This window comes from Paenibacillus enshidis (assembly GCF_042136365.1).
Taxonomy (GTDB): Bacteria; Bacillota; Bacilli; order Paenibacillales; family Paenibacillaceae; genus Paenibacillus; species Paenibacillus enshidis.
The window spans coordinates 96,875-121,727 of sequence record NZ_JBHHMI010000012.1 but is presented as its reverse complement, the minus strand read 5'-3'; the positions used below and the strand labels follow the sequence as shown (position 1 = coordinate 121,727).

Genomic DNA, 24,853 nt, shown 5'->3' with positions numbered 1-24,853 from the left:
AGGCTAAAAATCGTATCTCGCTACAAGTCTGTCCATTTTCTACCTTACTCGAATGAATTTGCAACACTCAAGTTATTAATCAACTTCCTTCCGTTGAGTTGCCTTCATCGTTTTCATGAATGCAAAGCATGCTTAGGGTGCAGATGGATCAATGCACAAAAACCAGTGCTTGACAAAACATTTTCCCGAAACTTGGTAGCTGGAGTTGGTGTTTCGACACTTAAATAATGAAGCAGCATTAGGGTCTAGGTTGACCTGGAGTACCTCAATGCAGAAAATGCTTGCCAGTACAGTACAATTCATGCGTCAAGAACTGATCTTTAGGCTGATCCAAGAAACGATACAAATATAAATAGGGTTTCTCCTAAAACGTTGTTTTCCTCAAGTCATTCATTCTCAAATACATTTATGGCGTACAATTTTTCAGTTGTACGCCATTTTTGAGCAATTACTTACCCCTTCTGATGTTCTAATTCTTTCAATGTAGGATAATCCGTATATCCCTTGCTTCCACCGCCATAAAATGTTGCAGGATCTGCTTCATTTAATGGAGCGCCTGCTTTAAGCCGCTCCACAAAATCCGGATTAGCTAATGACCATACCCCAACAGGTGCCAGATCAGCAAGACCACTATCGATATCAACGCTGATATTTTCTAGTGTCCGTCCAGCGCGATTGACTAATAACGGATTCGTCCATAAGGAACGAATGTCTTGAAGTAATTCATCATTTCCAAGGTGCATGACGTGAAGATAAGCCAAATTCAATTTAGCTAATTCTTTCGTCAAGTAACGGTAAAGCTCTGGCCCTTGTTCACCATCTTGAATTCCGCCAAGAGGCGTCCCTGGAGAAATGCGGAAGCCAGTTCTCTCTGGGCCAATCTCATCAACGACAGCTTTGGCTACTTCAATCGCAAAGCGAGCGCGATTTTCTATAGAACCACCATACTCATCAGTCCGCGTGTTTGAATTTTCTCCAATAAATTGATTGATTAGATAACCATTTGCTCCATGAATTTCAACACCATCAGCCCCTGCTGCAATAGCTGCAGCCGCAGCTTTACGATAATCTGCAATGGTCGTTTGAATCTCTTCCTTACTCAACTCGCGTGGTACAGGGACATCCTGCATGCCTGTTGCCGTAAACGTTTCTATTCCTGGTGCAATTGCAGATGGTGCAACCGGCTGCCGATGATGTGGTGTATTGTCAGGGTGCGACACACGACCGGCATGCATTAATTGGATATAGATGTACCCGCCTGCTTCATGCACGGCATTGGTAACCTTTTTCCACCCTTCAATATGCTTTTCCGTATAGATCCCAGGTGTCATTAAGTAACCTTGACCATCATCTGAAGGTTGTGCACCTTCCGTAATAAGAAGTCCCAGGGATGCGCGTTGAGTATAATAAAGTGCAGCCAACTCTCCTGGTGTACCATCTGCCTGTGCTCTACTACGAGTCATTGGCGCCATCGCTAGTCGATGAGGCAATTCCATGTTTCCAACTTTTGTTTTACTCCATAATTTTTCCATATTCATTCCTCCTATTTAAATGAGATGCACGGACGTACAAGTGGATTTAAAATTCTGAAATTACCGGATAGATCTGTCCTCTCAAATTGAAATTATAGTTCTGGTCTACAATTCCTAACACTTCGTTACTGTCGTAAAGGTCAACCATAAAACCCGCCATTTCCTTGGCAGTATGATACTTCGGCATACTGGCTTTGTAATCATAATCTTCAACATCAATTGATTTTTTCACAAATTCGGTTTCCGTGATGGCTGGTGCTAAAATTTTCGCCTTTAGCTTTGCACTTTTCAGTTCCAGTTCCTTGGCAAGCCCTTCAGTAAATGCACTAACGTAATATTTCGATGCTGAATAAGCAACACTGCCAACAGCGATAGCATATCCGAGTGCTGAGGATACGTTAATCAACTGAGTACCTTCTACATCAGCATAGTCTCTCACGTATAGTGTGGAAAGAATGGTCAAGGATTCGATGTTAACACGTAGCATGGTCTCTACTTTTTCCAGCTTCTGATCAGCAATAAAGGAGCCTTCTCCAAGCCCCGCATTATTAATCCATGTCTCGATTTGATATTTCTTCAAATCCTTATATAAATTGTACGCCTGATCAGTAACCGAAAGGTCACTAGTAACAATAACAACGTCTAAATTAGAATTTACTTCTTGAATTTTTGATTTAAGCTCTTCTAACTTGTCCAATCTTCTGGCAACAATAATCAGGTTTTTACCCTTAGCCGCAAACGCCAATGCTGTCTCATAACCGATTCCTGAACTTGCTCCTGTAATAACTGTATACTTCATACAACTCGCTCCCTTTCGAAAAATGAGAACAATCTTTTAAGAACGATCATTCTATTAAGGTGATATAAATACGTTTAAATCTAACCCGCACTAATCATAACATTTCTAGAATGATCGGTAAAGTATTTTTTATCAAAAACTTCTCTTCTCAGACTTTAAACTTATTCATTTTTTAGGACCAATTACATCTTTCCCTTGATAAAACACAATTATTCTTCATATTCGGATGCTGGATTTACGGGTCACCCATTTGATTTGCGTGGCAGTAATCGCGGAATGAAGGTCATCAGTCGGTTGCGAGCCCCTGGTATGATGATGGTATCGCCACGCAAGAAGCCTCTATACCCTTCCTCAGCTACCTGACCTGCCTCCTAATATGTTTACTTTACCCTTTGATTCTTCGCTTGTCTGATTCTAACCAATCAGGAGTCCACCCTTTTTCCATCGCATCAAGGGTCACACCGGGTGGAACAATCGTATCTATCGCATCAAGTACATCATTGCTTAATCGAGTAATACTACCTTTAAGAGTTTCCCTTAGCTGCTCGATCGTTCTAGCCCCAATAATTGCAGAAGTTATGGCTGGGTGGGATTGTGTAAATGCCATGGCAAGATGAGGTAAAGTTAGCCCCGCTTCATCTGCAAGTGTCTGAAGTTTTGCAATGGCTTCGAACTTCGGCCGGTTTTCTTCCCGGTTAGGGTCCACAACAGATTTTAAACTTCCCGCAAAAGTGGCTGCTCTTGAGTCGGCAGAATACGCTTCTCCAAATCGATATTTACCAGTTAATAGACCACCTGAAAGTGGGCTCCACACCAAAACGCCTATTCCGTATTTTGCTGTGGCAGCAAGCAAATCGAATTCAATGCTTCGGTTTAAAATTGAATAGGGGGATTGCTCAGAAATAAAACGTGCTACATTTTTACGTTCACTAATCCACTGAGCTTCTGTTACTTGCCATGTACCTAATACAAAACTGCTTACTTTAAGTCCAGTATGACCTAAAAGGCGCCTGTATGTTTCCAAGCGGCCGTATTCGTGATCAATGAAACGAACCAATTCCGCTATGTGCTCGGCAGGTCTTTTCGGAGTTTAATCCGACTACACAAGAGATGTTGATGAAGAATAACCTGAATAGATTAACTGATGTTTTCTTGTAGCAAAAGAAGTCCGCTATTTGCGGACTCCTGCCATCAACATTTTAAACTGTTCGTTTATTGCTTTTGCATGATTGTTACATTCATCCTGGCCCATTTGCTTAATATAATCTTCCCGTATCTTCCTCATCTCCTGGTTAATCAAGGGCATGCTCCAAGACCAATTTTTCCAATCCATACGGCACCACCATACTTCTTCAAAGCTTTTGCAGCATATTGTAGATCATTTCAGCTGCCTCAGCGCGAGTAACATGGTTTTTCGGACGGAAAGTTCCATCAGGGTACCCTTGAACCAGTGATTCCTGGGTCAGCCCCATGACCTCTCCCTTGGCCCATAAAGAAATTCCATTCTCATCCTTATACACATTGCTAATTGCTTCCTGCGGTAAATCCCGCAAGGTGTTACCGATCATTTTACTGGCCTGTTCCCGGTTAATCACAGCACTAGGAGCAAATATATCCTTACTGAAACCTCGGGCAACGATATGAGCAATGGCCGTCCCCAGCTCAGGAATGTACCATGCTTCTGAGTCGATGTCTTTAAAAGACAGTACCGTTTCGGATGCTTCCGGAAGCTCCAATGCCCGAACCATCATGGCAGTAAACTCAGCGCGTGTAACCGCCCGGTTAGGCTCAAATGTCGTTGCTGCGGTGCCTTCAATTACGCCTTTCTTAGCCAAGAAGGTGATTTTCTCCCGGCTAAAGGTTCTATCAATATCTTTGAATATTATATCTTTGGATGCTCCTGTGACGTTGTCAATCTCAGCAACAGGAGTTTGTGGCTCTGCTGGTATTTGAATCGTGAAACTCGGTTCCTCAATGACTGCGGTTTGGCCGCCTCCACCACCCCCACCGGACCCGCCAGATACTCTCGCGTCAGTCTGCACGGTGAGTTCTTTCGATGCAGATTTCATCCCCCCGGCATTCTCCGTCCAAACGATGAAAGTGTAGCTGGTTCCAGCAGTCAGTTCTCCTTTGGTAAAAGATTTGGCCATACCACGATATACCTCTTTTCCAGCCAAGGAAACGACCACGGTATCATTCGGCTGAACGTCATCGAAATACAAGGTAGCCGAATCGGTCGTATGTTCACTGCGTAATGTGAAATCGCCGGATGGTTTCGTCTCAAAGGCTACTGAAAGCATCCCTCCGCTTCCGCTGGTGTTGACGGGCTCGACAGCAACCACATAGGTCTGAGAGCTGTTTAAGCCGTTTAAATCGTACAACAGGCTTGTCGTTTCCACGATAGGTTGTCCGTCCAGATAAACCCGATAGATGTCTGCGCCGGTCACTTCTTTCCAAGTAGCCTGTGCAGAGGATGACGTAATCTCAGAAACCTGAAGGCTGCCTTCCTTTATATCGCCCGGCAACATTCGCCATGTGAATCGGCTGTTGTTCCCCTCACCGTTTTCATTGATTGCAAAAACGCGGAAGTGATAAATAATCCCAGGAAGAAGATCACCCACAGTAATAGCAGGCCCGGTCACAGTTCCGAGATCCCCAAATCCTTCCTGTTCTATCCGGTATGATGTCGCGCTCTTCGAAGGCGTCCATGCCAAGGTAAATGACGTATCCTTCGCGTCCACGCTTTTCAAGCCTTGCGGAGCTGCCGGAAGCGTGAGTACGCTTGCGTCCACTTCTTTCCCAAACCCGGAGGAATTTCCGCTGGCTACGCTTGCTTCGTAGGCCGTTCCGCCTTCAAGCCCATTGAAAACAGCAAACGTATCGGAAACGGTCATTGTCTTTCCATTCATGCTTACCTGATACTTGGTTGCGCCAGGCACTGAATCCCAGCTCACTTTGACACTCTTCTCACCAATTTCAGTGAATCGGAGTTCGTCCACCTGCAGCGGGAGCGTCAGTGCATAAGTTGCTTCTGTTACCCCTAAACCGCTGCGGTTATACGCCTGAATCGTAAACTGAGCCGATTGGCCAGGCGGCAGGTCCCGGATCGTGATTTCGTTCTGATCGGCACTCAGTTGTGCTGGCGAACCGCCATCAACCGAGAGCCAGTAACCCGCTGCGCCTCGTACATGTCTCCAACCGAGCCGGATCCAATCCTCGCCTGCGTCCAGGCTGCGGAAGTTTTCGGCTTTGGCCGGAAGCGTAATGAGATCAAGCCTCGCTTCATCCCCACTACCGGACTCGTTCGTTGCGGTCAAGCGATAGCTGTACTCGGTACCGGAACTCAGTCCGATATCATGGAAGGCGTTGTACACATCGTCGTACACTGTTGTTCCGTCCCGTTCCAGTTCATAATAGGTAGCGCTCGTTACGCTATCCCACTGCAGATCGACATCCCGCTCTCCAATCCGGACATATGTAAACCCGGGAGACGCCGGGAGCGACATGACGGACTGGTGTGTTGTAGGGCCTTCCCCGCTCTCATTGATTGCGGATATGGAAATGTCATAGAACGTAGCCGGCTGCAGGTTCAGCACCGGCGCATACACGCTGGTCGTAACCGTCTCATTGAACACTTCCTGCATCGTATCGGCTTGAACTGCTCTCAAGCGGTAGGCAGTTGCCGACTGCACAGGGTCCGCGCTGACCAACACCTGGCTGGAGTCATTTTCGACCGGTGATACAACCATATGTTGCGGAGCTGCAGGTAGGGTCAGAACCTCTACTGTGTTGCTGGTTGCTTTTCCAACATGATTGCTCACTTCCAGCTCAAACGGATATCGCGTACCCGGCTGCAGGCCCGTAACAGTAAATACATTTTCCGGATAATCAGCTGTGAAACGCTGGCCAATAGACTGGTTGTATAGGGTGTATTGATAGCCGTCCGTATAAGCAGATCCACTCGGCAAGGTCCACTCCAAGACTGCCTCATCCTGTTTTAACGATTGAACGGATAAAGCTGGAGCCTCCGGCTCCTCCTGCAGGTGGAACGGCTTCGAAACGGTGATCTCCTCATTCCCCACCTGATCCACCGCTTTGGCATGGATGTACCAAATGCCTTCATCCTGGATTGTTATTCCCACCCGATTATCGGCTGCTATATCCCAGGTGGCTGGCTCGTCCAGGGAACTCGTAATTTTGTAAAACCTCTCTTTGACGCCCGATCCTGCATCTGAAAAGGAAACGGAAGCTTGGATGTCATCATCCGACCAGCTGCGGCCATCGGGATCGATGTCTATTTCAGGACCCTGCTTATCGATGTAAACTGTCTTGCTGGTTACGGCGCTCACGTTCCCTGCTGCATCAATGGCGCGTGCAGAGATCACCACCGTACCATTTTCCGTGATGCTGCCGCTGCTTCCCTTCTCAAATTCTCCATTGCCCATTTGATACTCATAGTAGAGCGAACTGAGCGAGTCCGCGCTGCCATCTACCGTGAAATCCACATTGCCGGCAGTATAATCGTCCTCTGTTGCCGTAATCACCGGTGCGCTCGGCGCCGTCCGGTCTACCACTACACGTAGCGGGTCCGCATCTGTCACATTACCGCCCTTATCGATTGCTCTAGCATGTACATACCAGATGCCCTCATCTGTGATTGTGGTCTCCGTATCACTATCGACCGGTATCCAGATCTGTGGTGTATCAAGCGAACCGGAAACCTGAATATATCGTTTGTCGATGCCAGAAAGCGAATCTGCAAATTTAAATTTTAACTGGATAGCATCTTGAGCGTATTCGGCATCAGCAGTGACTGTGACTTCCGGTTTCGATTTATCAATCGTCAGTTCATAGATCGCTTCCTCGCTGACATTCCCAGCCTGATCGTAGGAGCGGGCTGTGATCACGGTCGTTCCTTCAGCGGATACAATAAAGTCGTCTGTCGCATCCACCGGCCACTTAAATTGTGTTGCGCCAGACAGAATATACTCCGTCCGGTGCATGCCCGATCCGGCATCCGTTCCTGGACGGATATGGACACTTACATCTTCCGGGCTTGGAGACGCTTTGCTTACTTCAATTGCTGGAGCCGTTGGACTGGTGGTATCAACGAGAACCGTAACGCTTGTTTCTTCCCCCACGTTGCCTACGTCATCTGTAGAACGCGCGGTAATTACCGTCTCCCCTTCTGTGGCGGCGGTAATAACAAACTCATTGCTGTACGGCTGCCAGTCTTGGGTTATGGCGCCCTCCAGCTTGTACTCTGTCAGTCGGGTATCCTGGTCGGCCGGAGGTTCAATGGTCACCCGGATATCGCGATTGGATACCATTTTGGAAGGCTGAATCTCCGGCAGGCCGGGGCTGGTCCGGTCGATTCGGATGATTTCCTCGATCACGTCGCTAAAATTCCCTGCTTTGTCGATGGTCCGAGCCCTGACAACCGTCTCACCTTCGGCAGTGATCGTGAATGGACTTTTCACTTCTTTCCAGTCAGCATTTTCCGCGCCGCTCAAAGCGTATTCTGTTTTCGCTACCCCCGAAAATGCATCCGTCCCAGGTGTGATACTGACTGAAACGTCACTTGCTGCTTTGCCGATTGGATCCGTCGTGATGACTGGATTAGTCGGCTTGGTTGTATCGATTTGGACAGACGCTGTGCTTACAGCGCTCAGATTACCTACGTCGTCAAAGGAGCGGGCAGTGATGGTCGTTTCTCCTTCAACTGCAGGAACGGAAAACCGTCCGCTGTAGGTCTGCCAGTTCTGTGTCACCGCACCATCCAGCTTATATTCCGTCCCCCTTAGATCGCTATCTGCAGCAGGCACAATCTCTACAGGTATGGCTGCATTCGAGAGTATTTTCGACGGTACGATCGCAGGTTTTGCGGGACCGGTTTTGTCGATATGGATGACCGCTGTCCTTACGCTGCTGATATTGCCTGCGTTGTCCACAGTTCTGGCGCTGACCGTCGTCTGTCCTTCGCTGGTCACCTTGATGGGACCCGAGTAGGCCTTCCAATCGGCAACGGTGGCACCGGCAAGGGCATATTCCGTGATTTTTACCCCTGACAAAGTATCCGTTCCAGGTGTAATGTTTGCTGTTACGTCACTCGTCACCTTCCCGCTTGGATTCAGCGAAATCATTGGACTGGTTGGCTTGGTCATATCGAGCAAAACCTTAGCTGTGTTCTCGCCGCTCACGTTCCCAGCCATATCAATGGAGCGAGCAACAATGACTGTCTCTCCCTCGACACTTGGCAGGCTAAAACTTCCACTGTACCGCTGCCAGGTTTGTGTAATTGCTCCGCTCAACCTGTACTCTGTATAATTCATATCCGCATCACCTGCAGGTGCAATCTGCACTGTGACCGTTTGATTACTCAGCGTAGAGGATGGAGTTATTGTTGGTTTGCCTGGTCCAGTTCGGTCAATGGTTACGACGGTCGTCGCTGTTGAGCTGATATTCCCGGCGTTATCGATCGTTCTCGCGCTCACAGTAGTCTGTCCTTCTGCAGTCACCCTGAAAGAACCGGTTACGGCACTCCAGCCCGCAGTCTGTGCGCCGACAAGCGAATACTCTGTTCTCGAAACGCCCGAAAGACTGTCGCCTCCTCCCGTTATGTTGACCGTCACATCTGTATTTACTTTTCCGGTTTTATCCGTAGAAATTACTGGCTGACTGGGAGCGGTCCGGTCTATATATGCCGTCCCCCTGTTCTCTGCGCTGGCATAGCCGTCAACATTCAAAGAGCGGCCATATACATTTGTGATCCCTTCATTGGAAATGACTGCAGTGCTGGCATTTGTCCAGCCAATATTGGTTGCCCCGTCCATCCGATACTGAACCGTAACCGGCCCTGTATCCGGATCAACGGCTCCATTCAGTGACACAGCAACGTTACCATTAGTCCAGTTCGTCGGACTCACCGTAACTGATGGGGCAGGCGGACCGGATGTATCCGGCTGGTACACCATGTTGAAGTTAATCCCATCAACAGCTCCTGTTCCTGATAGACCGTCGACGACTGCCCTTTCCACTTTCAAGTATCTGAATGGCTTTGGAAATTTGTTTAAATCCAGCACCCTCCAACTTCCAGCATAGGGCGTCTGAGATTGACTTCCGCTGATGTAATAATCAGAAATTTCAGTCCAGGCACCACTATAGTACTTATCCCCCGTCTGGGAAGCATATATCTTCATACCCCCTCTCCAACCGCTAGCCATGAAATTAATCGTGTATCTGGATGGAGTCACATCATATCCGATATCAATGTACCTTGCCTCAGCAAAAAAATAATGGCCATTGGATTGATAAGTACCACCTTCAGCATAGTTGCCCCCACCAGTCCCCCCATAATTCCCGGAAAAGCTGGTGTAATTCCCATCATTGTTGGAAACGTAAACGTCTGAACCTGCGTATGTTTTCGCAGCAGAAACAAATAAACTCAGTGTTTGGCCAAGCAACACCAACACAAGAATGAATACGGCAATCCCATTCGCTCTTCTTCGTTTCTGAGGAGTAAAGATCCTTCTTCCCGAAGGGATCACCTTATGCTTACCAGCTCGTTGCTGCTCTCCAGGCTGTTTAATCCGAAGCTTATGATGGCGGAAAATCACAACATTCTCCATCAACTTGACAGATGTCTGTTGAGCAAATGCTTTCTCAATTGCCGATGCCCAATTCTTCATTTGGTTCATTACTTGATCCCAAACGGCAACTTCTTTGCCCGACTCCAAAGCTGCCCATTCCGCAGCAGTATGCATAACTGGACCGGATGAAGCCGCCGATTGGATCTTGGCATCCGCAGCAGCAATATTACTTGCTACCATGGAGACACCCACAGTACGAGCATAAACCGTGGTTCTGCCCTCCTTGGTGATGGTAAAAGGCTCCGTGTAATCAATCCAAGAACCAAACTCCCCCAATTTGTACTGGGTCTTCACTGTCCCTGCACGACTACCGGTAATGGTGACGAGAACAGATTGCTCCGTGTATTCAGAACTGCTCAACTGAATACTTGGCGTAGCCGGCCGTGTTTTGGCAATGTCTGTCGTGGCTTCGGCTACTGCACTGATATTCCCAGCATGATCCAGCGTACGAGCATAGATGATCGTATCTTGATCCGGAAGGCGAACAGGTAAACGATAATCCTGCCATTCACCCTCACCCAGCTTGTACTGGCTTTTCAGCACACCGCTACCGCCTGCATCCGACCCATCCTGAAGGGCGAGCTGCTTTTCATTACTGTCCCAGCTCACGTTATTCACCAAAATGTTCGGCATATCGGGTGCAATGGTATCATCTTCCGATGTATTTATTTCGTTGTTATCCGAATATTCGTTATTTTGAACAGCTTCTTCTCGCTCCGGATCTGCAGCTTGTTTATCTGGCTCCGAGAGTGAATCTGATGAGTCTCGTATAGGTAATTCCGCATTCTTCGATTGATCGGCTGCCTCCGGCATATCGGTCGAACCGTAAACAGCTGAGCCGAAATACGGATTAAAGATCCCGGATACCAATATGATCAGGAGAAGAATGCTAACGCATCTTCGCAAATGGTTTCCCCCCTCTTCATGTTAATGGGTTACAGAAGACTTGAAGTCGTCATAACTGGACAAGTTCGCATGATAATAAACAACATCTCCATCCGGAGCTGCAAATTCATGGCCATACTTATCCTGGACTACATTGCTGTACCCTTCGAGCTGCCATTGGTTATCCAGCGGCGTGCTGTCCCCCGGCAGTCTGTAATACCGCAGATGCGGTGTGTCTGATCCATCCTGATAGGTTTCAATGTTAAAGTTCACCACAATATATCCGTCCTTCAGGAAAATCGGTGAATGATCCGTCAGCTTGTTGGTTCTGCCGTACTCTGCAATGTTGAAGCCGACTGACACTACATACGGAGCTGCCGGCAAACTGTACTCGCCATACCATTTTTGAATGGATGCCACGGCCCGGCCCGGATCTACCGTTTTCGGGACATTGGACGTCGGTCCGATCAGAGTCCGTACCCGCTGCGTTAAATCAAGCAAGCTGTACCCGCCAATGGTGCTTTTATTGCGGGACTGCTTCAGGAAGTCGGTGAAACCATAGGTGGCCACGTATTTGTCCGTGTTGTTCAGCTCCGTTGAAGAGATGTTTCGCAACGGGGTATTCAGAACAATGCTTCGGGTCAACGTGTCCTGGCTGGAACCAATCTTCACGAATTTTTGCCCTGTGGTCTGATTGTGATAATACAGATCGACTTTCTGACGCTGAGTTCCGTCTTTATTCACGAAGTAGAATGTCGGCACGATCCTTACATGGTCTTTCTGACCGAAATTATTCCCTTTGGTCTTAAAGTCGAATTTGAACGCGTAGCCGGTTTTCACGGCCACATTCTTATACCCGCTGTTCGGGTGGCTTCCTGGCCGGATCGGCAGGAGATACGGGAACTTGTTGCCACGGGCCGCGCCGTCAATGGAGTTTGGACCGACCCAATACGCCGCACCGGTTGGCTCCGAGCTGCCCTTCTTCGTGCGGAAGACCGTCTCCCAATCATAATCCATGATGTCCGTGACTTTGAAGTCGTACAGGCGCCCGATCACTTCCACCGGCACCGTGTTGATCGCCACATGGTTGGCCAAGTCGAAATTGGCCATCTTCTCCCACGTGAAATTTTCAGGCGCATTCTCGGCTATCGAACGGAAGTGGACCGTATATTTTCCTTCATCGACCCATACCGGCATCCGGAACGTGGTCTGCAGTTGAGTCACCGGAATATCGATCCAGGTTTTGGCCGGAATGTATTTGCCCATATCTTCGTTGTAGACATCGAACTCAAACAGCACTTGCTTGTATGCCGTGTACTTCGCATAGTCCCGGTTGCCGTACCCTTTAATATCCCGGTGCGGCCCGTTTGTCGGAATGGTAACGGTGAATGGCCGGTCCAGCACCAGGGCGGCGGTGCCTGCGGTCGGGTATACCTTCTGGTTATGCTCCTTATCATTACTCACGCTTGGATACATGACCACCGGCGTATGAACCGTAACGCTGTTCAAATCATCGACAGGCTGCCGCACGTTTTCCGGATTGCCCAAGCTGCCGTCGAGCGGAGAATACTCAATCGTGCCATTGCTTTCGTTATCTGCTTTGTTGGTCTTGCTGACCGGAATAACGTTCTCCGGACGGTACAGAGCGTTTTCGTCAATACTCAGCGGCGTTTTGATCGCTCCAGGATCCTTGGTTTTGGTTTTGACCATGGAACCGTCCATCACGGTTTCTCCGTTGAAGATGAGCTTATCGTTACGCACATCCAGCTCCGGCGTCTCTTCCTCTGCATAGCTCTGCAGGTTTTCATCCGGAACATCCGGCTCGCTGCTGCCGCCATCAATCGTCTGACTTGGAGCGGAAGCCGATACCGGTGACGGCTCCAGCAGATTCTCCACTTCCGTTTCTACATCCATCGTCGGCACTTTGTAGGAGCTGCCTGGATCAATGACGATGCCATTGCCCTGGAAGGCGTAATTATATAGCTTGGCATTGTCGATTTTAAACACCTGCAGGCCAGGAATCGTCCAGTAGGAATAGTGCCGTACAATGTCATAGGATGGGTTCACGGTGACGCTGCGCGACTTTTTAACGTTACGCGTCTTCGTTTCGCCCTTGCTGTTTTCGTACTCCTCTTTCTCCTCCCATTTCAGTTTGTAAGTCTTGCTCACGGGAACCGTAAACGTACACGTGCCAGTGAACTTCTCGAATTTGTTATTGTACAAATATTCCTTCGCCAAGACGTTGCCGTATAGGCTTTCCGAGGTCGGAATACCCTTGGCCACTTCAAACTTTTCAGATCCCCGCACATCCGCCTTGATCTTTCCGACCGCGCTGCTGTTCATCTGGCTGCCGGCTTTGACTCCTGCAGATTGTGGAGGAGTACAAACCACGGCTGGTTCTTCTGGCTCCTCTGGAAGTGGAACTCCGCCTACAGCTACGGCAACGGTATCCGTAAGCCAGTATGTTCCGTTTTTCCATTGCACTGTGATCTTGGCCACCCCTGGGCTTATCGCTTTGACAAGACCCGTCTCTGAATTTACAATTGCTACTGCATTGTTATCCGAAGACCATTCAGTTTGTCCTGGGCGTTGAGTAACATTTACCATGTCCCCATATTTCGTCTCACCCGGATCTTGGGTAGCAACCTCTCCTTTGAACTGGGCTTCCTGTCCGACTTCCATTTGTTGGACGCCCGTTGCCTGAATCTTCTTCTTCTCGACAATCGTACCGCGCCATTCTAAATTTAATGGAGTAAGATACATCGCTGTCTTTTTGGGATATCCATTAGGGCGAGTAGATAACCTACCGTTAACTTCTTGCTGATCGTTATACTCTTCTCTGTATAGTCCAGTGCCACTTTCTCCAGGGGTCACTTCACCTGTGTCTGAAGTGATGGAAATAAAATATAAATCCTTAACTTCAAGTTCAGTGATGTCTGAATTTCTTCCTTGATAACTAACAATAGTTTCAGCTTTTGCTATATGATTATTAGTTACAAGTTTAGGATTCTGTGGCATACCGTCTTTTTTTGTATATACATCTGGTTGATAGGCTGGCTTCTTCATGTCTATCTTATCCGAGACTTCCCCTACTCCAGGCCAAGGATTTTGTTCGGACCCCACATTGGGTACAATCATTTTACCTCCCAGTGACCGATAGGAAGTGGCTGACCACTCCCCATCATCTCGCTGCACCCAATACACTCCAGGATTTGCATCTTTTATCCCTTTTACAGGGATTACATATTTTTGCTCTTGAACAGGACCCTCTGGTGTAACATAAGGATCTTTAAGCTCTAATTGATCCTCAATATTACTGCTTACAGCTGTCACCTGTCCTGCAGCGATAGCAGTTGTCGTGCTATAGAATAGTACCGGGAAGACACCTAATAGAATAAGTAGGACAAATTTAAGTAGTAATGTCCGCTCCAACAAGAACCCCGTCCTCTCACTCACTTTAATCTAAATGCATCACAGTATATTTTCCGTTCACCGCAATTGCTTCTGTGACACTTCCGTTAAAGCTATTTTTTGGCATAGATGTATACATCCAAAATTGTCTTTTTACACCTTTCTTAAAAAAACCGGAAGATAGGTAGTTCGTATGAGGCAGATTTGATATTCCAAATGATTTAACAGTACCTGATTCAAAATTTGACCCACTTAAAAAACGGTTTCCTGTAGCATTTGCAAATGCCAGGTTCGAAAGGTTATCCCCATTAGGTACAAGAGTTGCCTCTGTAAAGACATAGTATTCTTTGCCGTCTATAGGCCAATCAAAATCTTTATCAATAAACATTTTTCCATATAGATTCTTTGACTTCTTATCGCTATCAGATTCAACAACGATCAATCGATGAATAGCCTGTGTTCCCAAATTATTGCGTATTTTAAATTCTCTATCTTTGATTTGGGTAAAGTCTGCTGGCGTGCCATCGTCATTGTTTGCAAACTTATACGGCGTCAGCGAAGTCAAATTCGTTCCCGTCAGCCCCACCTCTCTCATTTCGTTGAGATCACGGAAATCAGCAGCCTTTTTCTTCTGAACAGATTCATACCGCCCCAAAATAGCCGCTACCTCAGCACGCGTCGTCGTCTTGGCCGGGCCGAACGCTCCATCCTCATACCCAGTCATCAGTCCTGTTCCCAAAGTAACCGACACATAAGGATAATCCGCCTTGTTCAGCCCGCCCTTGTAATACTCAGCAACAGGAACCAGCGTCTCCTTTGTATCTGACAATGCGGTCTGAAAATCTTCCTGCGCCGCAGCCAATCCGGACGCCATCCATTTCGACATTTCCCGGCGAGTCAGCGACGTAGAGGGCTTAAACCCATTAGGGTAATCACCCGTGGAGATAAAGCCCATCCCAATCGCCTTATTAACTTCCTCTTCACTCCAGCTACCAGACAAGTCTGGAAAACTTCCTTTTCCTCCCTCCACCTCATTGCTGGAGACGCGGGACAAAATGGCGGCAAATTCCGCGCGCGTAACCGAGGCATTGGGGCGAAATGTTCCGTCCGAATATCCCTTTAAATATCCGTTGTTAACAGCAGCATCGATAGAGGCTTTGGCCCAGTGTCCTGCCGGTATATCCTTGAATGCCGAAGCCGCGGAAGCTTCCTCTACTCCTACTGATCCCCATACCGTAGCCATAGCAAGCATACCTGTAAAAACCGATACCATAACTTTTTTCATTACCATGTTCTAACCCCCCCATTAATCTCTTGCCATATACTCTTTCAGTGTAACCTCCCCTTCCAATTTCTCCAAAAAGTTTCACTAAAATTTGTAAAATTATTTTAGGATTATAGATTTATATACAAGCGGAGCTGAACAATTCTATAATTTCATGAAAAACTTCCCTTAATCACGGCCTGTCTTCTATCAATGTATTCAATGTACGTTTATAGCACTCCCCGGAAAATAACCGGCCAAAGCCGCCTCCTTCTCACTTGTGAATTTTTCTATGATTTCACCCGCATGGTTATCAGATGCCCGATAGTAGACTTTGATGCCGTCTTCCACATATCCGAATATTTCCGTATTTTTAATCAGCCTGCTGCCGCCGAGCGCATAGCTGTTATAGCGATTCATCCCAACTGGCATGCCTTGAATAAAAGAAATGACCCCGATATCGTTTATCGTGTTGTTCCATTCCTCCTGTTCCACACGCGGCAGCGTAAATGTGTAGGTTATGCCCAGTTTCTGTACATACTCGTTATAGGAATTAATGTAATATGCCAAATTGTCCTGCAGCACCGATATAATCGTCGTCCGCCGCACCTGTTCAAAAAGCTCCGGATCGTCAAGCAGAGCTATGCTGTGGCCGGTAAGAACAGCGACGTCCGCTCTCGTCCCCTCAAACCACGTTTTCGTCTCGGCGTCATAAGCATACACATAATCGTCCAGCGTAAAAGAAAGGCTGTTTCCCTGCTCATCTGCATAAGCAAACGGCTTTTTGGATTTCCATACCTGCTTGTTGACGTTTTCTCCTCTTCCATTCCGAAAGGTTTCGTTGGTATACACCCACAACCCGTCGTAATCGACAACCGCAATGAGGGGAATGTACGTTTTGAGCACACCTTGAGCTGTTTCATCATCACGAATCCCTACATTATTAAAAAGCGTCTCGTAAAAAGCCTCTACTGCCAGTTCTTTATTAGCACGAATCCGTTTAAAAGAAGCATAGCCGCTCCCAAGGTCCTGATCTTCATTCATCTGCAGTGCAAAAGCCGCATCCTGCACCGCTGTCCGCACAGCTCCATCATAGAGCACAATCTTTTCCTGAGTCCTTTCCTGCTCCAGCACCCGCAAATTATTTTTAAAGAAAAGCGGAAACACGATCACCACCAGCACAAGCGACCAGCTAATAATCTTCATTCACTATCATCCCTCCATAAGGGATATAGATCCGTGTCGAGTCTCCTGAATGATCATTGGTCAGGAAGTTATGCATCAGGACAGCCTTGGTTGTATTCGTATTCCTCACTGTAACGGTGAAAAAATCCCCCTCCCGCATGTAATACTTCCGGTTATCCGCAATATCTGAACCGCCTCCCACAGGAAATAGAACGGCCAAAATACTTTCCGTGTATCGGGCCTCAAAATAAACATCTGTTTTCCCGGTAAAGGTAGCGGCATCAAGCGGGTCCAAATAGACCGGATTATACTGCTTTGCCTTATGCTCCATTTGAATATCATATAGATTTGAAACACCAAGCTCCCTCGTAAAATCTTTATACATGGTCGGTGTAATGTAGCCTTTGCTGCGCACAGCATCCACAAAATTGGTGGTCGCTTGATAAGCTATGTTATACGCTATTTGATCCTGCTGTTGATAGGCCGTTTGCATAGGATAGAAATAGAGCAGCAGACAAGCAAGTATAATGGCAAACGGATAAAGCACGTACCTGGCCATTTACGATCTCCATTCCTCATTGTTTTCTGAATATTAAACGTTCGAGCCTACCATCCCCATTCCTTTGATACGACGAACTGTAGACAGCCCGTAAATCAATGATGGAAACATCCGTATCTTCTATACCGGCGTCTTTGGAAAAAAGATAACCGTCCACCTGAATATCCGCTCCGAGCTCTGCAATTTGGAAAATGGACTGCATGACTCCGGCCCCGCTAACCTTCTCTTCTTCTTCCATCACCGGAATGACGACGATGTCCCGATCCCGGCTGCTCAGCGCGGCATCCACTTCATCCAGCGCAACGTGATTTTGAATAAACAATCCGGTTCCGACCGCGGCCGCGCTGATGAACAACAGAAAACCTAGCGCAGTAAACAGCATTTTGACGGATATACTATTCATTTTGGCAGATCCTGTCCATCAGCTTTGCGTAAATTCAATGCCTGTAACCACATTGTTCTCGTCACGAATGATCACACCTTTGAATTGTCCTGACGGATTGACGTATTCACTGGAGGTAATATCAGTGGCGCTGCCGATACTGCCTTTGGTATAGACGGTGCCGCTTTTGTTCTTGTTCGTGGACACCTTGACCGTAAAATTTTCTTTATTGCCGAATTTGCGGATGGTGTTGACCACCTGGCTGCCGGTCAAAATCGTATTGTCATAACCCGCATATGCCTGTCCAGACAGCTCGGTCTGAATGCCGGAAAACTCTGTCTGCGCTTGCTTGGCCCCCTCCTGAGCTGTGCCGAACAGGGTTACACTCAACGTAATCAAGGCGATAGCGAGGAACAGACCCGCTGCTCCGATTAATGCTTTTGCCGCAGTACCCATATTTCATACTCCCCTTTTCTAAATGTAATAAATAAAATATCAACTCACTGCACATTCTGTATTTGCTCAAAGGACGCCCCGGCCTGTGTCATGCTCAGGTAAATCATCGGGACTACCAAATAAAGAAAGATTAAGTACATGGAGGGCGCCAATCCAAAGATTCTGCCCCAGAACGCTTTCCGCTCAATCAGCCTGCTGAAGTGCTCCTTGCGCTTTTCGGCATAATACTCCTTCGTCAATTCCAGATCGTCAAAGGCCTGCAGCAGCGGAATCTTTTCAACCGACAACCTCAGCTTTTCAACAATCCTGACAAAAGGCTCAAAAGCCACATCTTCACCCAGTATTTCCAGCGCTTCCTCCTGACCGCTACTGTAGTTGTTCAGACAGTTTTTGATCGGGTCCTTAAAAATAACGCTATATCTTTCCATCCACTCAAGCACCGTTTCGACATCCATTCTTTCAAACTGGGCCAGAATGGATATAATTGTATGAAACTGATCCACCTCATCCTGCATCTCCATATAACGAATCTTTTTCTGGAAATACAGCAGCCAAAGAGGTGTATGATAAGCTGTACAGGCGAGCAGCAGACATAACAGCAGCTCCCACCACTTGAAGTACTCATTCTGAATGTCCACATATTTTTGATAGATCCGGTTGGCCGTAAATATAGTCGTTGCATCATTGCTGCTGGTCTCTGTTAACGTGCTTACCAGGTGGATCAGCGATGATGGCGATACCTCTGCCGTTCCCCTTAGCATGACAAGCACGGAGCGGTCAAAATCGGTATTCTTTTGTGCAGCCGCCAGCTCATCCGGGCCAAGCTTCCCGAAAATCCCCGTTCCCCGCAAAGGATCGTGCAGTACATGCTGGATAGACAGCGAGTGCATATAGAAAAACATGAGGACAGTGCCTATCAAAATAATCCCGCTAAGCAGCAGGCGCTGAACGTACAGCCACTCCAGTGTGAGATAAGAGTTGGCCTCCTTGATCAATACCGTGAGCTGAAAATGAGCCTTTTTGTGCGGCACAGGTACAAAGCGGTCTACGATCCAGCGCAGCAAGGGGATCTTCGTGTACAAGAGCTTCTCCCAAAGCAGGCGCTCGCTCTTGGCTACGTACCTGGCCTCGTCATTCGCCAGCAGCTTCTTGATCAACGCGTAACACAGCAGCACGACAAGGAAGAAAAAGACTTTGATGAAGAACCCGAGCTTGCTCGCATAAAAATCACTCATGACAGGAAAGTAGGTTTTCGCCCACAGCTCAATCGGTTTTACAAACAGCACCGACAGCACGGCAATCGTCGATAATCCTTTAAGCAAATAGTTCAGCCGCTCTCTTCGTAAAATTTCATAGTTCACGTCCTGGATCAGCTTGGCGATCGCACTGAGGTACATGGACGAATTTCTGACAATCCGGTCCCCGAATTCGGATACGAGAAAGGAAAAGCCGGTAAACATTTTATAATACTTGTTTGGCGCAACCTCGTAATAAATGTCGAGTGCCTTGTGCTGATCATCTGCGGTCAAAATTTCATAAATTCGCTCACCATGCCGGGCCGCTTCATGAGGGGCAGTAAGGCTTGCTTCATAGATCGCCTCTTCCACATTCCGGGTCCGCTGAAATTGATGCCTCGTATCCTCAAACAGTGTGATGGACTGCTTCAGCATCCGGTCCTCCACACGGTTCACAAAGGTGGTGATCATCACTCCGTTCAGAACGACAGCGCCAAAAAGAATAAAGAAAATGGTGAACAGATCACGGCTAATCAGGCAGAACAGCAGCACCAGAACTGCGGTCGAGCTTAATGTAATAAAAGCAATATGCATCGTCTGCCGGCGAATCGCGTACTCATCGAAGGAATCCAGCACCTCCAGCCGTTTGCGGATCTTCCAGATGTATTTTCGCAGCAACGGCAATCGCTGAAACTGAACATAGGATTTCTGATAAATCAGATTCAGGCGATGACGGCTCGCTCTCTTCCCGAACAGTCTTTCAAAAACGTCGCTCTTCCTTCTCCCTTCCGCGTTTTTTACGAAGGCGATCAAGGCAAAGGCGATCAAAAACAGCAGAAACATACCGAAGGAGAAGCCAGTAAGCAGCCAGCTGCTCATGCGGGCACCTTCCAGTAGGCTGCAAGCAGCTCTGTAAATTCCGCCCGGTCTCTGGCATTCATATGACGAATCATTTCCGTTTGCTGCCGCTCTGAAATCGGATGCTTGGCGATATACGCGCCGTCCTGGAATACGACGATATCTCTGCCTTCGAACGTTTTGCGATCCGTCATGCGTCTATAAAACTCGATGGCTGCCCGCCCGGGATCTTCGGGATAGATGTCCTGCTCCAGCAAGGGCACACATTCCGTAATCCGTTCAATATATCTCCGCCCTTCAGCATCCTTAAACAGATGAATGTCAAAATCCAGTACACTGACCACCTGCTGCTCGGCAATGGACTCATTGCGAAACAGCCCGGTCTGCAGCGTTGAATTCCGCAGGGAAAATACGAGATCGCGGAACGTCTTCGCATGGTGCGATAAAATGGTGAACAAGCTGGCAACGGTACCGGCCTGCAGAAACCAGGCAACCTGCTCTGCGGTCGCAGCCTCCCCGATAATGTTGACCGCTCCATCTGTCTTTTTCTGAATATCCATCCCTTTTTGGCCTGTAATATCCGCAGTTTCCCGAACGGACACGATGTTCCGCTGTGGAAACAGGTTCCGCAGATGCAGCTCAAAGGCCATTTCCTGTACCCGAAGCGTCAAATATCCGGCTATATAACGTGTCATGGCCATCATCAAGGTCGATTTTCCCGTTCCCTGATCGCCTGTGACCGTAGTCACTCTGGCCCCTTTCATAAGGAACGGGATCAGACGAATGGGCAGTTCGGTGTTTCCAAATGTGTACCCCCGGTCCCTGGGATTCAGGAAATGCTCCAGATCGGTGTATGTGAGATTGAATTTCCGGTTGAAAAACACCCATGACTCCGCAAACGGGGGACGCATCACAACAATCCGCGAATTGTCCTTCATATCGTTGACGATAAAGCCGTTCTGCTCCGTAAGCTGGCCCGGATTGTTCCATTTGTAAATCGTTTGACAAATCCGCTTCAGCTCCAGTTCGCTGCCAAAGGACAGGAAGGACAAATGCATTGTTTTGCCCCGGTACATAATCCATACCGAATGGGTATTATCATGCCCCTTGCTTGCTTTCATCGCCTGCAGCAGTTGTTCTTCATCTTCAATATCCTGCATGGAGGCGGGAATGCCGGACACCCCTCCCGATACACCGTCGATTTCCATATACCGAATCTCGTCTATGACGCCAAATCCTTTGAAGCCCTGATAAATCCGCTGCACAATGACCTGCATCTTATCCTCGAAAGACAGCAGGCCTGTGCACTTTTCGCGGTAAATTCTGCTTATCTCCTCCTCTGTGATGATATAGGATTCCGTCTGTCCTTCCTCAATCACGGATTTAAGCTCATCCAGGCGGTATTCTTCGATCATTCTGGGAAGCGCCTTGTAATGGTGCTTTTTCTTGTACAGCTGTATTAAAATATCGAATTTATCCTTAGCTGCAAGCTTGTCCGGCTCTTCAAAGGGCAGGACATAGTCTGCATTCCGCTCATTCATGCCATAATCCCTGATCAACAGATCATAAATTAGGTCCTTGACATATATTTTGTCGTACAAGTCACCGCTGTTGCAGCCCTTGAGCGCAGCCTTCAACTCGGTGCGCATATGCTTTTGGCGGTTGAAATCCTCAAGGTCCAGAGCCAAATCATATAGATTCGCACCTGTCATTTCATTGAATTTGTCTTTAATATACTGGGTCATCTGCTTGATGCTGTACCGCTCCATATCCTCCGGTGTTTTCTTTTCTTTCCGTATAGCCTGCGGATGTCTCAGCTTGTAAATCAGGTATGACAGAAGGGCGGTCAACAGGATTCCAATACCGATGCCATTCCAAATGACAAGCATCAGGATACTCCCCTCTCAATGCGCTTGATCTCTGTGTTAATCCCGATCTGTGACAGTATCTCCTTGGCAGCCTTCCTGACCTCCTGCAAGAAAGGATAGCTGCCATGCCGCCGCCCGGCATTGCGGGTACGCCGGAACCAGCCGAGCACATCCTTGTCATTGAATGCATCCCGATATTCCGAGCAGTACGGAATGGCAAAGAGCGGGTCCTTGATTCCGAATTTCCGCCTGATATTCGTCGCGTTATATTTGGAATGGGGATCATACTGTCCAAGCAAAATCATTTTGTTCTTCTCCTGCAGTGCGGACGGCCACTGCTCCTGACTGGCATAACGCTCCAGCGAGTTCAGATCCTGGATCAGATTGACTACGACAAGGTCCGAGCTTTGAATAAGCTGATTGGTTACCTTATTTGCGTTGCCGCTTTCAATATCCAAAATGATGGCCTGATAATATCGCCTTGCCTCATCAAATATGGCGGCCATAACATGCTCACTCCCTTCATGGCCGGATTCATCCGGCTTGCTGGTTCCTGTCAAAAGATCCAGTCGCCCAGGCTCAAGCGATAAGGTATGGTTGCTGATGCCGGACGCGCTCAGCCGCTTCGTTTTAAATAGCCGCTCGAGCGCATCCATGCCGGTCGCTGCCGAGGTCACGAAATTTTTGATTTGCAGTTCCTTGGATTTAAGAAAAGCGTCCTCCAGACTCGAATTCCCGAATTGGGTCCGGGCGATCAGTGTCCGGACATCATAATCCAGCCCAATCATGGCCCCGGCGGCGGCACAGTTCGCCGTATTCCCCCGCCCGTGATCCGGGCTCCAGAATGTAATGATCGACATGTCTTACCTTCCCCTTTCTGCCACCTTCAAGGCCAGCCGCAATGCGTTTCTCTCCACATCAGTTACAGCCGCAAGAATGCTGAGCAGCGTCTTTTTTGTGCTTCTGGATAGTCCTTTCAGCTTCAGCCTGTTCTCATACTGCATGCGTACACCGGCTATGTAGTCCATTTCATCGTAATAAAATTCCACATCCTGCTCGTCAGAAAATACTGTGTTCAGATGGCCTGCGGCAGTCTCCATAAAAGCTTCACTAACCGGGCTTTCTGCCGCCATGTACCTGATGCGAACCATTTGCAGGTCATCCCCCTGCTGTTCCTGCAGAAGCTTCCGCAGCAGCTCGGCATTACGCTGAATCGTATACCGCTCGCTGTTGGTGACCAACGCATAGCTGCTGATGCCTCCCCATGCCGTCAGCAGCGAAGCTTCCAGCGTATCCGTATGATCGATATCCAGGAGCACAAAATCATAGCTTGTGTACTGCTCGTTGTTTCTTTGGAAAAAGCTCTCCAGCGACTCATGAATGGCTGTCCCGTTTTTAAAGCTGTGTTCGAAGCCTGACGCCACATCAAAACCATCAAATTCAATGACTCTGCTGCCTCCCTTCAGACCGTCCCCTGACAGCTCCGGGACCGCAAACTGATACTTCTGCAGCACGGTGCCGTCGATAATCAGTACTTTTTTGCCGGCAGACGCCATAATTTTGCCTAGCCAGAGCAGCAGCCCTCCCTTATCACAAGCTCCTAAAAACAAAATATTTTGCAAACCTGCACCTCCTTAAGGTTGAACATTGCTCTTGGGCATCTGTCCGTAGATGTCATCATCGCTTGCCGCAGTGGTTCCCTCCGTTTCCTCTAACAGCTTCGGGTTTTGTGCTTTCCCGTTTGCCGGAGGGGTGGGGGAATCGGAAGCCGTCGTATGCTGGCTCTCAGCATAGTCGTTACTTTCTACAGGCAGCGCATCTTTAACGGGAGGCAGTTGCGAAGCGTAGCCTGAACTGCTGCTGTCTGTCAGCATATTTGAAGCTGGGGCATTTTCATTGTAGCTTCCTGCGTCTGTTGCACCAGTACTGTATCTGCCACGTTCTGCTTCGGGCATGGCCGCCAGATTCATTTCAAGGACGCTTCTTTTCCTTGATTCAAGCTGCTCTGTCGCCACCTTTACAATGTTCGGATCGGACTGGATCAGCTTCTTGACCTCGTCCTTGGGCGGATAGGTTACGATGGCTTTGTCCTGCATGTAAGGATCGACGTAGCTCAACGCGTAGATCGTTGCCTCATTGATATAGGCATCCACAATGGCGCTGGACATCATCAGAATCTCCTGCTCATCCATTTCGTAGGAAATCAGCCCCCCTGACAGATCCTTTACTTTCTTCTTGGACAGGACGATGTAGTCTTCACCGGTCGGGAATTTGATCCGGACATCGACATAATGATCCGGACCCAGCTTGGCAGGCAGTTGAATGAGCCTGAATTCCTGATTCCGCAAGTCATCCGGGGTGACACCATTCTCAAACAGCATGGATCCCGTGACCGCCGTATTTTTGGGAAGATCAATCCTGGTGTATTTGCCGACGATGTCCTCCTTGTTCAACACATTTTCAGGCACGGACGCCGCAGGGATATTTACAAGAGCAATATCCGTCTCTGCGAGCGCATCCCCGGCTTTGTGATCACTTACAACTACAGGGACCTGCCTCATCTCCTGCTGCAAAATTTGCTTCGTATCCGCAAGCTCCTGCTCCAGTTCCGCTGTTTCCTGCGAATAATCTGTCTCAAAACTTCTGAACAGCAGTACACCGATGGTCAGGCATATGATCAGCATGACGACCGCACCCACCGCACAAGCCAGCACCAATTGTCTGTGCCGCACACGTAATCTGGACATATCTTCTCTCCTTTGCCGGAACG

15 protein-coding genes are annotated in these 24,853 nt (G+C 48.2%); all 15 read right to left on the bottom strand.

Features of this window, described 5'->3' with window-relative positions:
• Window positions 1-452: 452 nt before the first annotated feature.
• A complete protein-coding gene (locus ACE41H_RS15155; RefSeq protein WP_375356218.1) occupies window positions 453-1,532 on the bottom strand; it encodes an alkene reductase in 1,080 nt (359 codons plus the stop codon).
• A gap of 46 nt (window positions 1,533-1,578) precedes the next feature.
• Window positions 1,579-2,331 carry an SDR family NAD(P)-dependent oxidoreductase gene (locus ACE41H_RS15150; protein ID WP_375356216.1) on the bottom strand — a complete coding sequence of 251 codons (753 nt, stop codon included), beginning with the start codon at window positions 2,329-2,331 and terminating at the stop codon, window positions 1,579-1,581.
• Between the two features lie 385 nt (window positions 2,332-2,716).
• Complete coding sequence (locus tag ACE41H_RS15145; protein WP_375356215.1) at window positions 2,717-3,388, bottom strand: aldo/keto reductase; 672 nt, start codon at window positions 3,386-3,388, stop codon at window positions 2,717-2,719.
• Window positions 3,389-3,683: 295 nt separating this feature from the next.
• Entirely contained in the window at window positions 3,684-10,886 is a 7,203-nt protein-coding gene (locus tag ACE41H_RS15140; RefSeq protein ID WP_375356213.1) for an OmpL47-type beta-barrel domain-containing protein, read from the bottom strand.
• Between the two features lie 21 nt (window positions 10,887-10,907).
• Window positions 10,908-13,547: a DUF5704 domain-containing protein gene (locus ACE41H_RS15135; RefSeq protein ID WP_375356212.1), complete on the bottom strand. Its 2,640-nt coding sequence runs from the start codon at window positions 13,545-13,547 to the stop codon at window positions 10,908-10,910.
• A 775-nt stretch (window positions 13,548-14,322) separates the two neighbouring features.
• Entirely contained in the window at window positions 14,323-15,567 is a 1,245-nt protein-coding gene (locus tag ACE41H_RS15130; protein ID WP_375356210.1) for an S-layer homology domain-containing protein, read from the bottom strand.
• 192 nt (window positions 15,568-15,759) lie between these two features.
• Window positions 15,760-16,746 (bottom strand): hypothetical protein, encoded by a 987-nt coding sequence (locus ACE41H_RS15125; protein ID WP_375356208.1) that lies wholly within the window; start codon window positions 16,744-16,746, stop codon window positions 15,760-15,762.
• On the bottom strand, window positions 16,733-17,284 hold the full coding sequence (locus tag ACE41H_RS15120) for a hypothetical protein (protein WP_375356206.1): 552 nt from the start codon (window positions 17,282-17,284) through the stop codon (window positions 16,733-16,735). Before ACE41H_RS15120 ends, ACE41H_RS15125 begins: the two co-directional genes overlap by 14 nt.
• A 16-nt stretch (window positions 17,285-17,300) precedes the next feature.
• Complete coding sequence (locus ACE41H_RS15115; RefSeq protein WP_375356204.1) at window positions 17,301-17,687, bottom strand: hypothetical protein; 387 nt, start codon at window positions 17,685-17,687, stop codon at window positions 17,301-17,303.
• Window positions 17,688-17,705: 18 nt separating this feature from the next.
• Entirely contained in the window at window positions 17,706-18,122 is a 417-nt protein-coding gene (locus ACE41H_RS15110; RefSeq protein ID WP_375356202.1) for an ABC transporter permease, read from the bottom strand.
• A gap of 44 nt (window positions 18,123-18,166) precedes the next feature.
• Window positions 18,167-20,236: a hypothetical protein gene (locus ACE41H_RS15105; RefSeq protein ID WP_375356200.1), complete on the bottom strand. Its 2,070-nt coding sequence runs from the start codon at window positions 20,234-20,236 to the stop codon at window positions 18,167-18,169.
• A complete protein-coding gene (locus tag ACE41H_RS15100; RefSeq protein WP_375356198.1) occupies window positions 20,233-22,104 on the bottom strand; it encodes a P-loop NTPase family protein in 1,872 nt (623 codons plus the stop codon). Before ACE41H_RS15100 ends, ACE41H_RS15105 begins: the two co-directional genes overlap by 4 nt.
• Window positions 22,104-22,943 (bottom strand): hypothetical protein, encoded by an 840-nt coding sequence (locus ACE41H_RS15095; protein WP_375356196.1) that lies wholly within the window; start codon window positions 22,941-22,943, stop codon window positions 22,104-22,106. The genes ACE41H_RS15100 and ACE41H_RS15095 overlap by 1 nt, the downstream gene beginning before the upstream one ends.
• Before the next feature lie 3 nt (window positions 22,944-22,946).
• Window positions 22,947-23,705, bottom strand: coding sequence for a hypothetical protein (locus ACE41H_RS15090; RefSeq protein ID WP_375356195.1), 759 nt, complete (start codon window positions 23,703-23,705; stop codon window positions 22,947-22,949).
• A gap of 12 nt (window positions 23,706-23,717) precedes the next feature.
• A complete protein-coding gene (locus tag ACE41H_RS15085; RefSeq protein WP_375356193.1) occupies window positions 23,718-24,830 on the bottom strand; it encodes an SAF domain-containing protein in 1,113 nt (370 codons plus the stop codon).
• Window positions 24,831-24,853 lie beyond the last annotated feature (23 nt).

What these genes read in the sequence shown, in the direction of transcription:
- ACE41H_RS15100 (WP_375356198.1), bottom strand. Translation starts at nt 22,104, where the DNA reads ATGCTTGTCATTTGGAATGGCATCGGTATTGGAATCCTGTTGACCGCC.
- ACE41H_RS15085 (WP_375356193.1), bottom strand. Translation starts at nt 24,830, where the DNA reads ATGTCCAGATTACGTGTGCGGCACAGACAATTGGTGCTGGCTTGTGCG.
- ACE41H_RS15130 (WP_375356210.1), bottom strand. Translation starts at nt 15,567, where the DNA reads ATGGTAATGAAAAAAGTTATGGTATCGGTTTTTACAGGTATGCTTGCT.
- ACE41H_RS15135 (WP_375356212.1), bottom strand. Translation starts at nt 13,547, where the DNA reads ATGGAAGTCGGACAGGAAGCCCAGTTCAAAGGAGAGGTTGCTACCCAA.
- ACE41H_RS15125 (WP_375356208.1), bottom strand. Translation starts at nt 16,746, where the DNA reads ATGAAGATTATTAGCTGGTCGCTTGTGCTGGTGGTGATCGTGTTTCCG.
- ACE41H_RS15115 (WP_375356204.1), bottom strand. Translation starts at nt 17,687, where the DNA reads ATGAATAGTATATCCGTCAAAATGCTGTTTACTGCGCTAGGTTTTCTG.
- ACE41H_RS15155 (WP_375356218.1), bottom strand. Translation starts at nt 1,532, where the DNA reads ATGGAAAAATTATGGAGTAAAACAAAAGTTGGAAACATGGAATTGCCT.
- ACE41H_RS15110 (WP_375356202.1), bottom strand. Translation starts at nt 18,122, where the DNA reads ATGGGTACTGCGGCAAAAGCATTAATCGGAGCAGCGGGTCTGTTCCTC.
- ACE41H_RS15150 (WP_375356216.1), bottom strand. Translation starts at nt 2,331, where the DNA reads ATGAAGTATACAGTTATTACAGGAGCAAGTTCAGGAATCGGTTATGAG.
- ACE41H_RS15120 (WP_375356206.1), bottom strand. Translation starts at nt 17,284, where the DNA reads ATGGCCAGGTACGTGCTTTATCCGTTTGCCATTATACTTGCTTGTCTG.
- ACE41H_RS15095 (WP_375356196.1), bottom strand. Translation starts at nt 22,943, where the DNA reads ATGTCGATCATTACATTCTGGAGCCCGGATCACGGGCGGGGGAATACG.
- ACE41H_RS15105 (WP_375356200.1), bottom strand. Translation starts at nt 20,236, where the DNA reads ATGAGCAGCTGGCTGCTTACTGGCTTCTCCTTCGGTATGTTTCTGCTG.